Below are 13266 nucleotides of genomic sequence, written 5' to 3'. Positions count from 1 at the left end.
GTTCGCAAGAATGAAATTAGCCATTGTGACGGCCTGCCCGAACGGTATGGTCACCAGTGTGTTGTGCGCCCGTTTGCTGGACGCGGCGGCCCAGCGCCAGGGTTGGAGCACCAGCGTCGAAGTCCATGACGCGGCCCATCCTGAACGCCAATTGTCGGCCGCAACCTTGGACGCGGCTGAATGGGTATTGCTGGTTGCCAGCGGCCCGGTGGACATGTCGCGGTTCGTTGGCAAGCGTCTGTTTCGCAGCACCCCGGCCCAGGCGCTGCAAGACGTTGACTCGCTGCTGCGCCGTGGTGCCGAAGAGGCCCAGGTTTTTACCGAGTCGGATGTGCTGGAAGAGGCGCCGACGGTGGCGGCCGAGCGCGCTCCGCGTCTGGTCGCCATTACCGCTTGCCCGACCGGCGTTGCCCATACCTTCATGGCCGCCGAAGCGTTGCAGCAGGCAGCGAAGAAGCTCGGTTACGACCTGCAGGTGGAAACCCAGGGCTCGGTGGGCGCTCGCAACCCGCTGAGCCCCGAGGCCATCGCCGAAGCTGACGTGGTGCTGTTGGCCACCGACATCGAGGTTGCCACTGAGCGTTTCGCCGGCAAGAGAATCTACCGTTGCGGCACCGGCATCGCCTTGAAGCAGGCCGAAGCCACGCTGAACAAAGCGTTGGCCGAAGGCCGCCAGGAAAGCGCCGCGAGCGGCGCCAGCGGCCCGACCAAAGCGGAAAAAACCGGCATCTACAAACACCTGCTCACCGGGGTGTCGTTCATGCTGCCGATGGTGGTGGCCGGTGGTTTGATGATCGCCTTGTCGTTCGTGTTCGGCATCGAGGCCTTCAAGGAACCTGGTACCCTGGCGGCCGCGCTGATGCAGATCGGCGGCGACACCGCGTTCAAACTGATGGTGCCGTTGCTGGCCGGCTACATTGCCTACTCCATCGCTGACCGTCCAGGCCTGGCGCCCGGCATGATTGGCGGGATGCTGGCAAGCACCTTGGGCGCGGGGTTCATCGGCGGGATCATCGCCGGCTTCCTGGCGGGTTACGCGGCCAAGGCGATCAACCGCTACGCGCGCCTGCCCCAGAGCCTGGAAGCGCTCAAGCCGATCCTGATTATCCCGCTGCTGGCGAGCCTGTTTACCGGTCTGGTGATGATCTACATCGTCGGCAAGCCGGTGGCGGGCATGCTCGATGGCCTGACCCATTTCCTCGACAGCATGGGCACCACCAACGCGATTCTGTTGGGTGTTTTGCTAGGGGCGATGATGTGCGTCGACCTTGGCGGGCCGATCAACAAGGCCGCCTATGCGTTTTCCGTGGGGCTGCTGGCGTCGCAGAGTTATGGACCGATGGCGGCGGCCATGGCCGCTGGCATGGTGCCGCCGATTGGCCTGGGCATCGCAACCTTTATCGCCCGTCGCAAGTTTGCCCAGACCGAACGCGAGGCCGGTAAAGCGGCGCTGGTGCTGGGGCTGTGCTTCATCTCCGAAGGGGCGATTCCGTTCGCCGCCAAGGACCCGTTGCGGGTGATCCCGGCCAGCATCGCCGGTGGCGCGTTGACCGGTGCGCTGTCGATGTACTTCGGCTGCAAACTGATGGCGCCTCACGGCGGGCTGTTCGTGATGCTGATCCCTAACGCCATCAACCATGCGTTGTTGTATCTGCTGGCGATCGTGGCGGGGAGTTTGCTGACGGCGGTGTCCTATGCGCTGCTCAAGCGCCCGGAAGTGGTGGAGATGGCGTTGGAGCCGGCCAAGGCCTGAACACGTTAGTTTGAACAATGAAATTCCCTGTGGGAGCGAGCCTGCTCGCGATAGCGGTGTATCCGTCGACAATGGGTCGCCTGACACTCAGCAATCGCGAGCAGGCTCGCTCCCACAGTGGTTTTGGGGTGTTCACAAGATCCCTGTCACGCCTGATTAACACTGCCATGCTTAAGTCTCCCCATTTGGGGGAAACACCATGAGCGAATTCGACCTGGGCCGTCGCCGTGTGATGCAAGCCGTGGGGGCGGGGTTGTTGTTGCCGGGGCTGGCGCCGGCAGTGATTGCCTCAGTCAAGGATCGCCCGCTGCTCACCGATGGCGTGCAGTCTGGCGATTTGCAGGGTGATCGGGCGATGATCTGGAGCCGCTGCGACCGCCCGGCCCGGATGGTGGTGGAATGGGACACCCGCAGCCAGTTGCCCAACCCGCGGCGTTTTGTCTCGCCACTGGTCGACAGCCGCAGCGATTTTACCGCCCGGGTCGAGCTCACCGGGCTGCCGCCTGACCAGGCGATTTTCTACCGGGTGCATTTTGAAGATGCCCAGACCGGTGTCGCCAGTGAACCCTGGCTCGGTCACCTGCGCAGCGTGCCGCAGTTCAAGCGCAACATCCGGTTTGTCTGGAGCGGCGACACCGTCGGCCAGGGCTTCGGGATCAACCCGGACATCGGCGGGATGCGCATCTACGAAGCCATGCGCTTGCGCCTGCCGGATTTTTTTATCCACAGCGGCGACACCATCTACGCCGACGGTCCGGTGCCGGCGCAGATCACCACCGAAGGCGGGCGCATCTGGCGCAACCTCACCACTGAAGCCAAGAGCAAGGTCGCTGAGACCCTGGACGAGTATCGTGGCAACTACCGCTACAACCTGATGGATGAAAACGTGCGCCGCTTCAACGCCCAAGTGCCGCAGATCTGGCAGTGGGACGACCATGAGGTGGTCAACAACTGGTCGCCGGGCAAGCAACTGGATGAACGCTACCAGACCAAGGATATCCACAGTCTTGTGGGCCGTGCGCGGCAGGCCTGGTTGGAATACGCCCCCATGCGCTTGCAGAAGGCCGACGGCGGCGGGCGGATCTACCGCAAGCTCAGTTACGGGCCGATGCTGGATGTGTTCGTGCTGGACATGCGCAGCTACCGCGAAGCCAACGACGCCAACCTCGGCGCAGCCAAACCCTTCCTCGGTCGCGAGCAGTTGAACTGGCTCAAGGGCGAACTGAAGCAGTCCCGGGCCCAGTGGAAAGTCATTGCTGCCGACATGCCCATCGGCCTGGGCGTGCCCGACGGCGAAGTCAGCCCCGGCGTGCCGCGCTGGGAAGCGGTCGCCAACGGTGATCCGGGCGCGGCCCAGGGCCGGGAACTGGAGATCGCCGAATTGCTCGGCTACCTGCGCAAGTATCAGGTGCGCAACTACGTCTGGCTCACCGCTGACGTGCACTATTGCGCCGCCCACCATTACCACCCGGAACAGGCCGCGTTCCAGGATTTCGAACCCTTCTGGGAGTTTGTCGCCGGGCCGTTGAATGCCGGCAGCTTCGGGCCCAACCCTCTGGACGAGACCTTCGGTCCCGAAGTGGTGTTCCAGAAAGCACCACCTGCCCAGAACACCTCGCCGTTTGCCGGGTATCAGTTCTTTGGCGAGGTGAACATCGACGGCCAGAGCGGGGAGATGAGTGTGGTGTTGCGGGATCTGGAAGGCGTGGCGGTGTTTGAGAAGAAGTTGCAGCCGGTTTGAGTTTCAAAGCGCACCACAAACCAATGTGGGAGCGAGCCTGCTCGCGATGCGGAGTGTCAGTCGACAAAAGTGCTGTCTGATACTCCGCATCGCGAGCAGGCTCGCTCCCACAGGGGATGGTGTGAAGTGGGATCTTGGTCCGTCAGTAGACATCCCGCCGATACCGCCCCTGTTCGATCAAGCGCTCCACTGCCTCGGCTCCGAGCACGTCGTTGAGCACCTGCTCCACGCCCGACGCCATGCCCTGCAAGCTGCCGCAGACATAGATCGCCGCACCGTCGGCCAGCCATTGCTTGAGCAGGACCGAGGATTCGCGCAGGCGGTCCTGAACGTAGATTTTCTGTTCCTGATCCCGGGAAAATGCCAGGTCCAGGCGTTCCAGATCGCCGGATGTCACCCATTCCTGTAACTCATCACGGCAGTGGAAATCATGCTCGCGCTGGCGCTCGCCAAACAGCAGCCAGTTGCGCTGCATGCCCTCGGCCACGCGCGCCTTGAGCAGGCTGCGCAGGCCGGCCAGACCGGTGCCGTTACCCAGCAATATCATGGGCACGCCCTGGGGCGGCAGATGGAAGCCGCTGTTGCGGCGCACCCGCAGACTGATGGCGCTGCCCAGCGGCGCATGCTCGGTGAGCCAACCGGAACCGATACCCAGGTTGCCGTCGGTGTGGCGTTCCTGGCGTACGATCAGTTCCAGCCGGCCATCAGCGGGAATCGAAGCGATGGAATATTCGCGCAGTGCCAGTGGCGCCAGGGCATCCACCAGGGCCTGGGCATGCATGCCCACCAGATGGGCGCGATTTTCCGGCAGTTGGCGGTTGGCCAGCGCCTGATCGAGACGTTGAGGCAAGCCATCGACCTGCACGCGAGCAACGCCGGCGATGCCCAGGCCCTCCAGGAAATGTTCGATGGCCGACAGGTCATTGCGCGGCAGGATTTCCACCAGGTCTCCGGCCAGCCAACTGTTCGGGCCGGGCGCGGTGAGGCCCAACAGATACACGCCAGAGCCGCTGCTCTCGGGGTTGAGCAAGGTGCGCTGGTGCAGGGTCCAGTTCTCGAAACTGGGCGCTTGCCAAGTGTCCAGCGGAGCCTGTCCGGTCAGTTCGGCCAATTGCTGTTGCCAGTGACGCAAGGCGTAAGGGTCGCCACTGTCGACTTCCACCGGAGCGAACAGGGCCTTGCCGCCGTGCTCCGACAGCCAGGTGTGCAGGCGTCGGGCGAAGCCGCAGAAGTTTTCGTATTGCCGATCGCCCAGGCCCAGCACTGAATACTGCAGGCGCTCCAGGCTCATGGCCCGGCCCAGCACGTTGCGCTCGAAACCCCGGGCGCTGTCCGGTCCGTCGCCGTCGCCAAAGGTGCTGACGACGAACAAGGCATGGCTGCAGTTGCTCAGCTCCTGCTCGCTGACACCGGCCAGCGGCTGGACCTTCACCGGCAAACCGGCGGCCTGGAGCTGGCCGGCGGTCTGCCAGGCCAGTTGCTCGGCGAAACCGCTCTGGCTGGCGAACCCGATCAGCCAGGCGGGCGCATCGCTACGGTTGGCACCTAGCGCCTGGCGGGCATTCTTGATTTGGCGCTGCTTGCGGCGACGGTCCAGGTACAGCAACCAGCCGGTGATGAAGAACAGCGGCATGGTCAGCGCGGCGACCGTCACCAGGATCCGCCCGATCAGGCCGAAATAGCTGCCGATATGCAAGGCATAGACGCTGGTCAGCAACTGCGCCTTGAGGCTCTTGTCGCTGTAGCGGCTGTGAGCACTGATGACACCGGTGGCCGGGTCGAGGAGGAGCTGGTTCAGCGCCCGGTCATGAGGCGCGTTTTTCAGCAGGTAGAAGACCGTCGCCGGTTGCCCGGCCACCGGCGGCATGCGCACGTTGTAGGAGATCAGGCCAGGGCCCGCGGCGCTGTAGATGCTGCTCCACATGGCTCGATAATCGGCCACCGGCGGCGGGCCGCTCGGCGCTGGGCCGCGGTTGCGCAGCCGTTCTTCTTCGGGGGAATCGGAGAGCAGGCGGGTCACGCCTTTGTTGTACCAATCGTAGGACCAGGTCAGCCCGGTCAGGGCCGCCAGCAAATAGAACGCTAGGCACCAGGTGCCCGCCACCGAGTGCAGGTCCCAGTTGAAGCTGCGGCCTTTTTTCGCCCAGTCGAGAGTCAGCCAGGCACGCCAGCTTTTCCATTGGCGTGGCCAGCGCAGGTACAGTCCGGACAGGCAGAAAAACACCAGGATCAGCGTGCAGGCACCGGTAATCTGTCGACCCACATCCTCCAAGGCCAGGACGCGATGCAGCCTGAGTATCAGAGCGAAGAGATCCTGGCCCAACACATCGCCCATGAATTGTGCGTTGTACGGGTTGAAATAGCGCATGGGGCCGCGCTTTTCCCCAGGCGGGGCGGCGAAAATTGCCCGTGCGGCGTGGCCGCTGTCGGTCTCGACCCAAAGCATGGCGACGGTTTTACCGGAAGCGGCCTCGATCTGTTGCACCAGTTCGGCAGGCGGCAGGACGCCTTCCGGTTGTTTCGGGACCATCAACACCTGGGGGTTCAACGCCCGCAGGATTTCGTCCTGAAACGACACCGCGGCACCGGTAATGCCCATAAACGCCAGGACCAGCCCGGCGCTGATGCCGAAAAACCAGTGCAACTGGAACAGGGTTTTCTTGAACACGTCGCCCGCCTTTCAGTCATTGCTGTTCATCACGGCGCGCATGTTATCGAGAACCATTCATAAACACACATAAAAAGCCACGCTGATGGGCGCGTTTCGTCCTATTACAAAAAAGCCCGTGACACAGTCACGGGCTTTCGGGTCCAGCGACCAGCCAATTACACGTAGAACGACTTCAGCGGCGGGAAGCCATTGAATTCCACCGCGCTGTAGCTGGTGGTGTAGGCACCGGTCGACAGCCAGTACAGACGGTCACCGATGGCCAGGTTCAGCGGCAAACCGTACTTGTAGTTTTCGTACATGATGTCGGCGCTGTCGCAGGTCGGGCCGGCGATGACCACTTCTTCCATCTCGCCTTTCTTCTCGGTCCAGATCGGGAACTTGATGGCTTCGTCCATGGTTTCGATCAGGCCGGAGAACTTGCCCACGTCCGTGTACACCCAGCGCTCGACGGCGGTACGGGATTTACGGGCGACCAGCACCACTTCGCTGACCAGGATGCCGGCGTTGGCAATCAGCGAACGGCCCGGCTCCAGGATGATCTCCGGCAGGTCGTCGCCGAAGTCTTCCTTGAGGAAACGGATGATTTCCTCGGCGTAGGTTTCCAGGCTGTTGGTGCGGGTGATGTAGTTGGCCGGGAAGCCGCCACCCATGTTGATCAGCTGCAAGACGATGCCGTCTTCTTCTTTCAGGCGCTCGAAGATCACCTTGACCTTGGCGATCGCCGCATCCCAGACGCTGATGTCGCGCTGTTGCGAACCGACGTGGAACGAAATGCCGTACGGCACCAGGCCCAGGTCGCGGGCCAGGATCAGCAGGTCCATGGCCATGTCGGTCTGGCAGCCGAACTTGCGCGACAGCGGCCAGTCAGCGGTGGTCGAGCCTTCGGTAAGAATGCGCACATAGACTTTCGAGCCCGGCGCGGCCTTGGCGATGTTGCGCAGGTCTGCTTCGGAGTCGGTGGCATACAGGCGCACGCCCTTCTCGTAGAAGTAGCGGATGTCCCGGGATTTCTTGATGGTGTTGCCATAGCTGATCTGATCCGGGCCTACGCCACGGCTCATGACTTTATCCAGCTCATAGATCGAAGCGATGTCGAAGTTCGAACCTTTATCCTTGAGCAGGTCGATGATTTCCACTGCCGGGTTGGCCTTGACGGCGTAATAGACCTTGGCGAATTCGAAACCGGCGCGCAGGTCGTCATAGGCCTGGGAGATCATCGCGGTGTCGATCACCACGAACGGGGTTTCCTGCTTGTCGGCGAACGCCTTCATTTTCTGAAAGGTCTCGCGCGCGAAATAATCTTCGACCTGGATCGACATACTTGGGACTCCTACTGGCAAACATCAGGATCAATGGGTGTAAGGGCAAGCAGCCCTCGTGAACGTCCTCCGTATCCCCACTTTGGTTCGCCTACTTCCCAAGGCATGTCGCCGAAAGCAAAAAGGCCACGGGATGCTTGATTCCCTTGGCCTTGCTGTCTCGTCGTCAGTACTTGAGCCGGATGGATCGTTTCCAGCATGGACGTTCGGCGCGAACTTTAGGGCGTGAGGGGCCTGAGATCAACTAAAAATGTCGCGTTTTTGCACTCATTCGTCGTGCGGCCCGCGACAGCTCCTGATGTAACCGACCTGTGTGACAGTCAGATGTTCCTCGGCAATGCGACACAGACCTCACGGGTGGCTCTTGCACATGGGAATGTGAGGGGGCCTTTGATACCGCAGATCATTTGTTGATTGATGACCGCCTGGTTATGAAGAAATCGTTTAAACAGCCTTAAAAGACTGTAAGTTTTGACAGTGGGCGCGACGAAGCGATTATCGAATACTCATCTCTCAAGTTGTACTCGCCGCTGAATAAAACCGGTGTTGGGATTATGTCCGATTGCGCGGTTTATTAGGCGGGGTTTTATGACGGATTGAATTGAGCGAAGAAAAAGCTCTAGGAGAGAGTCATGCGCAAACGTCGGGTCATCCGGATATTAAACATTTCTTTGTTTCTCGGGTTTGTATCGGGCTCCAGCCTGTTGCAGGCAAGCCCTGGCACCGATACGGCCAAACTTATGGAGTACTGGTATCGATTGACCGCACGGGATTGTGGAAGTGGCAGGTTGGCGTCTGATTGCTCAGGATTGATACTTCGAGGAATCGTCAGTAAACAAAGTTATTTGCCGTGGGATGCCAGTCCGTTATCGCATAGCCTGGAAGCGGGGGGCTCGGGTATTGCCGCCGGAGGTACATCGGTTTCATATCTAAGAAAAGATGTGGAATTCAATGGGCTGGGCATGCTCAGGTTCAATGGTTTTGCCTTGGTGCCCAATGATTTTGTGAATGAGCGGGAGCAATTCAAAATCAAAGTGTTGTGTGCCTTTCCTATTGATTCCTGGACGAATTATCGAACCAACAGCGGCTGTGGCGACTATCAGGAGAATGGGAACTCCCTCGGCGTTGTCGAGGACTATTGCCAGAAGCTGGGCATTAGCAATGCCAAGGCGTGGATGGAACACTATGACCGTCAAACCCGAGACCCGGAAGCGACGAAAGCGCACAAGTTTCAATGCGGTTTTGATACCACGAAAGACTACTTCGGTACCTACAACAAGGCTGATGCATTCAATACGTTTGTCGAGGCACGAAAGATTTTGGCCAACGATCCTGATGAAAAGGGTGATGCGATCCATACCCAGTCGGAGCTGAGAATTGAAACCTGGCCGGATAATAAATACTGGAAAAGGGACTGGAGCAGTCAGGAACGGGTAAAGTTTGATGCACCTGTCGCTAGTGACAGCGACTCAGCGAAAGCCACGTACCTGGAACTCCCTATCGCTGCTTTTATTTATGAGAGTGGTGTTGATTACATTGACAGAACTACAAAGACTTTTAGATCTCGTGAGCTTGCTCGAGATGATCAGCGTCGATGGGTAGAGCAAGGCAATACGTGGAAGCCGATCATCAAGATACAGTTTCCTAAATCGATCGCTGAGGACGCGAAATTTGCCTACTACCCCGTCGATCAGCACGTTCAACCACCCGTGGATAGTCGCTCCTGTGATAACTACATAGAAAAGATCGAGTGGGACAACAATTATGTAGAGCCCGTATTGGGGAAAATTTCATCGCTCAAGGTCACGCCCACGGCGTGCGGAAGAAAAGCCGGAGTAGGAAAAACCAATGTCGTGCTGGCCGAGTTGGCGATCAAGGCGGCTGCCCTTGATCCGAATCGCAAGGACTGGAATTTCGACAACATGGGCAGCAGCATGCGCCGACAATTAGCCTGTCATCTTGATTCCCCCGATATCGCCGAGAATAAACCTACGTGGAGCCTTGAGCCCGCTCGTCCCTATGTTGCCCATGATGTGATTATGAAGTTGCCGGGTGATAACCGCTGTAATCCTCATTGAAGGGGCAGATCAGGCTGTTGACCCGACCGGGATACTCAAGGCGACGAACATGGCAAATCTCACGTTTAAAAAATCAGCAGAGCTGTTGATTCTACTGGGCAGTCTTTGTGTTTGGCCGCTGTCCTTTAGCGAAGCACTGGTGGGCACGATCGTGCAGTCAGGAGAAGCAACGGCAGCCGCCTTGACCCGCAACTACTACGACACCGCGGTCAACTGCGGGGCTGCCACGGCACCTGCTTTTTTATGCACGGGTGTCCTGGCACGCACGACCAATGCGGGAAACTTCGATCCTTGGGACCACAGCGAGTTTTCCAGGACCAGCGGCGCGGTTTCATTTTCCTACCTGAGGGCCGACGCCAAGTTTGGTGGTGCGCCATGGGGCAATAACGAAGCCCGGCATGGCTATATTTTTTATCCCACCCTCCGGGCGCCACAGGGAAAAATAAAGCCCTCGGTCATCTGCTATTTTCCCTACGATGGCGCGACGATCTATCGCAGCAAACCAGGCGCCCGCGCTTGCCGTGACAGCATTACCCAGTTCGTCTATCCCCTGAGTAAACCTTGTAATGAACAGAATATTTTCACTGCCAGGGCCTGGCTGACCCATTTTCGAAGGGTCAGTTACGGAAATCCTGCCAGTTGCGCGTGGATGCTCAACGATGCGTTGAATGAGCAAGCCGTGGCTAACTTCAATGCGGGATTGCAGGTCAGAAAACTTGTTGAACTTGAGCCCGGAGGCGCCGATTTTAACTTCAAGAATCACAACGAGCTTCGAATCGAAGCCTGGCCGGAAAAAAATCCGGCTCCGCTGCCCATCCAGGCGTTTTTCTGGATCACCGGTTCAAACGATCTGGAAGCCTCCCGAATCGACCAAAAAAAATACCATGAGCGCACCAACGGTCTTGTTGTCCCCATCGTTCGTGTCACATTGCCCCCCAGCCCACAAGGTCATTTCAGTTTCCAATATGTGAGTGCGGACCAGGCGATCTCTCCGGTTCTCCCAATGCCCGCTTTGGCCCCACCCACCATTCCCAAGGCTTACAGCTCCGTCTCTGGCGACCGTCTGAACACTAAGGATATCTATAGGGATGAGTACCTCATCGTGCAATTGCCCACCGAGGCAATTGCCGCCTCCGATATCCTGAGTGTTCGATGGGGAGGCCGCGTGCCATACAGCAGTCCGCCGGTCGTATATGGCGAGCTCCCCGCGGACAAACAGGTGCTGATTCCCCGCATTGAGGTCGTCGATAGCATTGGGCTTACCGTACCGGTGAGCTACACGATCAAAAAAAGTGGTGCCGGTGAAACCCTGGAGTCTGGGGTGCGGTTTCTGACCATCGATCCCCAGGCGCTGGTTCTTCCGGCACCCAGTTATGCCTCGGGGACCGTCACGGTCAACTCTCCAGCTCCGACGGGCTCGACCCTGCGCGTACGTGTCATGGGGCAAACCCTCCTTGATACGCCCCATCAAATGGTTACGGCCGGTAAGCCCAACGTTTTCGTGCTTGACCCGACCTGGGTCTCGAAACACAAGGGAAAAACGGTACTGATCAATTATTCGGTGTTTACCACGCTCAGCCCGCAGTGGTTGTTTTCCCAAGTGCTCCGGGTCCAGCTATAAACGTCAGGCCGACGCAGTCTCGGCTGGTAAAACAACACGGGGCTTGCCTCCACAGGACTTGCGGTTGATGGCGGCTACCGCGCCGAAAGGTTCATCCATCAGCAATAACGGGTATCTGGCCACCCCGGATGTACCCAAGGGTTCGGTTCCTGGTACAAGTTGAGCTATAATCGCCGCCCTTTTTTGAATCACCTGCCAGGCGATTTCCCATGACCAAACAGGCCGCCGAAGTCGCGAAACGCCGCACTTTCGCCATTATTTCCCACCCCGATGCCGGTAAGACCACCATCACCGAAAAGCTCTTGCTGATGGGCAAGGCGATTGCGGTGGCCGGCACGGTGAAATCTCGCAAGTCCGACCGCCATGCCACCTCCGACTGGATGGAAATGGAAAAACAGCGGGGTATTTCCATTACCACGTCGGTCATGCAGTTCCCGTATCGCGATCACATGATCAACCTGCTCGACACCCCGGGCCACGAAGACTTCTCCGAAGACACCTATCGCACCCTGACTGCGGTGGACTCGGCGCTGATGGTCCTCGACGGCGGTAAAGGCGTCGAGCCACGGACCATCGCCCTGATGGACGTCTGCCGGCTGCGGGACACGCCGATTGTCAGCTTCATCAACAAACTCGACCGGGACATCCGCGATCCGATCGAACTGCTCGACGAGATCGAAGCGGTCCTGAAGATCAAGGCTGCGCCGATCACCTGGCCGATCGGCTGCTACCGCGATTTCAAGGGCGTGTATCACCTGGCTGACGACTACATCATCGTCTACACCGCCGGTCACGGGCATGAGCGCACCGAAGTCAAAATCATCGAGAAGCTCGACTCCGACGAGGCCCGCGCCCACCTGGGCGATGAGTACGACCGTTTTGTCGAGCAACTGGAACTGGTGCAGGGTGCCTGCCATGAATTCAACCAGCAGGAATTCCTCGACGGCCAACTGACCCCGGTGTTCTTCGGGACTGCGTTGGGCAACTTCGGTGTCGACCATGTGCTCGACGCTGTGGTCGATTGGGCGCCGCGTCCGCTGCCGCGCGTGGCCAACGAGCGCACCGTGGAACCGGTGGAAGAGAAGTTCACCGGTTTCGTGTTCAAGATCCAGGCGAACATGGACCCCAAGCACCGCGACCGCATCGCGTTCATGCGCATCTGTTCCGGCAAATACGAGAAAGGCATGAAGATGCGCCACGTGCGCACCGGTAAGGATGTGCGCATCGGCGACGCCCTGACGTTCTTCTCCTCGGAACGCGAGCAATTGGAAGAAGCCTTTGCCGGTGACATCATCGGCCTGCACAACCATGGCACCATCCAGATCGGCGACACCTTCACCGAAGGTGAAGTGCTGGGCTACACCGGCATCCCGCACTTCGCCCCGGAGCTGTTCCGCCGCGTGCGCCTGAAGGACCCGCTCAAGTCCAAGCAATTGCGTCAGGGCTTGCAGCAGTTGGCCGAGGAAGGCGCCACCCAGGTGTTCTTCCCGACCCGCAGCAACGACATCATCCTCGGCGCCGTCGGTGTGCTGCAGTTCGACGTCGTCGCCAGCCGTTTGAAAGAGGAATACAAGGTCGAGTGCTCCTACGAGCCCATCACCGTGTGGTCCGCTCGTTGGGTCGATTGCGCCGACAAGAAGAAATTCGAAGAGTTTTCCAACAAAGCCGTGGAAAACCTCGCGCTCGACGGCGGTGGCCACCTGACCTACCTGGCGCCGACCCGGGTCAACCTGGCACTGATGGAAGAGCGCTGGCCGGATGTGAACTTCCGCGCGACCCGTGAGCATCACTAAGCGCTGAGCTTTACACCCAGAACCCCGCACCGAAAGCTGCGGGGTTTTTTATTTCCACTTAATGATTGGACTCCACCAATTCCCCTTGTGGGAGCGGGCTGATCGCAGGATCCATGTTCACCTCAAGTCCCCTGTGGGAGCGAGCCTGCTCGCGATGGCGGTAGATCTGCTTGCATCCATGTCGAATGTACCGCCGCCTTCGCGGGCAAGCCCGCTCCCACACGGGTATCGGGCTGGTCGCAGGACCCATGTTCACCTCAAATCCCCTGTGGGAGCGAGCCTGCTCGCGA

General features: G+C 59.5%; 7 protein-coding genes. 5 read left to right on the top strand and 2 right to left on the bottom strand.

Annotated elements, in window-relative coordinates; genetic code table 11:
• The first annotated feature begins 10 nt into the window (after positions 1-10).
• On the top strand, positions 11-1753 hold the full coding sequence (locus BMY45_RS02805; RefSeq protein ID WP_092394236.1) for a PTS fructose-like transporter subunit IIB: 1743 nt from the start codon (positions 11-13) through the stop codon (positions 1751-1753).
• A gap of 199 nt (positions 1754-1952) precedes the next feature.
• Positions 1953-3494 (top strand): alkaline phosphatase D family protein, encoded by a 1542-nt coding sequence (locus tag BMY45_RS02800; RefSeq protein WP_092394233.1) that lies wholly within the window; start codon positions 1953-1955, stop codon positions 3492-3494.
• 142 nt (positions 3495-3636) lie between these two features.
• Here BMY45_RS02800 and BMY45_RS02795 read toward each other — a convergent pair whose 3' ends face one another.
• Positions 3637-6162 (bottom strand): PepSY domain-containing protein, encoded by a 2526-nt coding sequence (locus tag BMY45_RS02795; RefSeq protein WP_092394230.1) that lies wholly within the window; start codon positions 6160-6162, stop codon positions 3637-3639.
• Positions 6163-6320: 158 nt separating this feature from the next.
• On the bottom strand, positions 6321-7484 hold the full coding sequence (locus tag BMY45_RS02790) for a type III PLP-dependent enzyme (RefSeq protein WP_092394226.1): 1164 nt from the start codon (positions 7482-7484) through the stop codon (positions 6321-6323).
• A gap of 632 nt (positions 7485-8116) precedes the next feature.
• Here BMY45_RS02790 and BMY45_RS02785 point away from each other — a divergent pair.
• The 3 genes from BMY45_RS02785 (at position 8117) to BMY45_RS02775 (ending at position 12976) form a co-directional block, all read left to right on the top strand.
• Positions 8117-9562 carry a DUF2599 domain-containing protein gene (locus BMY45_RS02785; protein ID WP_092394223.1) on the top strand — a complete coding sequence of 482 codons (1446 nt, stop codon included), beginning with the start codon at positions 8117-8119 and terminating at the stop codon, positions 9560-9562.
• Positions 9563-9611: 49 nt separating this feature from the next.
• Complete coding sequence (locus tag BMY45_RS02780; protein WP_143071601.1) at positions 9612-11183, top strand: hypothetical protein; 1572 nt, start codon at positions 9612-9614, stop codon at positions 11181-11183.
• A gap of 209 nt (positions 11184-11392) precedes the next feature.
• The gene (locus tag BMY45_RS02775; RefSeq protein ID WP_092394217.1) at positions 11393-12976 is read left to right on the top strand and encodes a peptide chain release factor 3; all 1584 of its coding nucleotides are present in this window, start codon (positions 11393-11395) and stop codon (positions 12974-12976) included.
• Positions 12977-13266 lie beyond the last annotated feature (290 nt).

Origin of the sequence: Pseudomonas sp. NFACC39-1 (genome assembly GCF_900110355.1) — a bacterium.
Lineage (GTDB): Bacteria > Pseudomonadota > Gammaproteobacteria > Pseudomonadales > Pseudomonadaceae > Aquipseudomonas > Aquipseudomonas tehranensis.
Note: the sequence above shows the minus strand (reverse complement) of the source record. Positions and strands in the feature narration are given on the sequence as shown.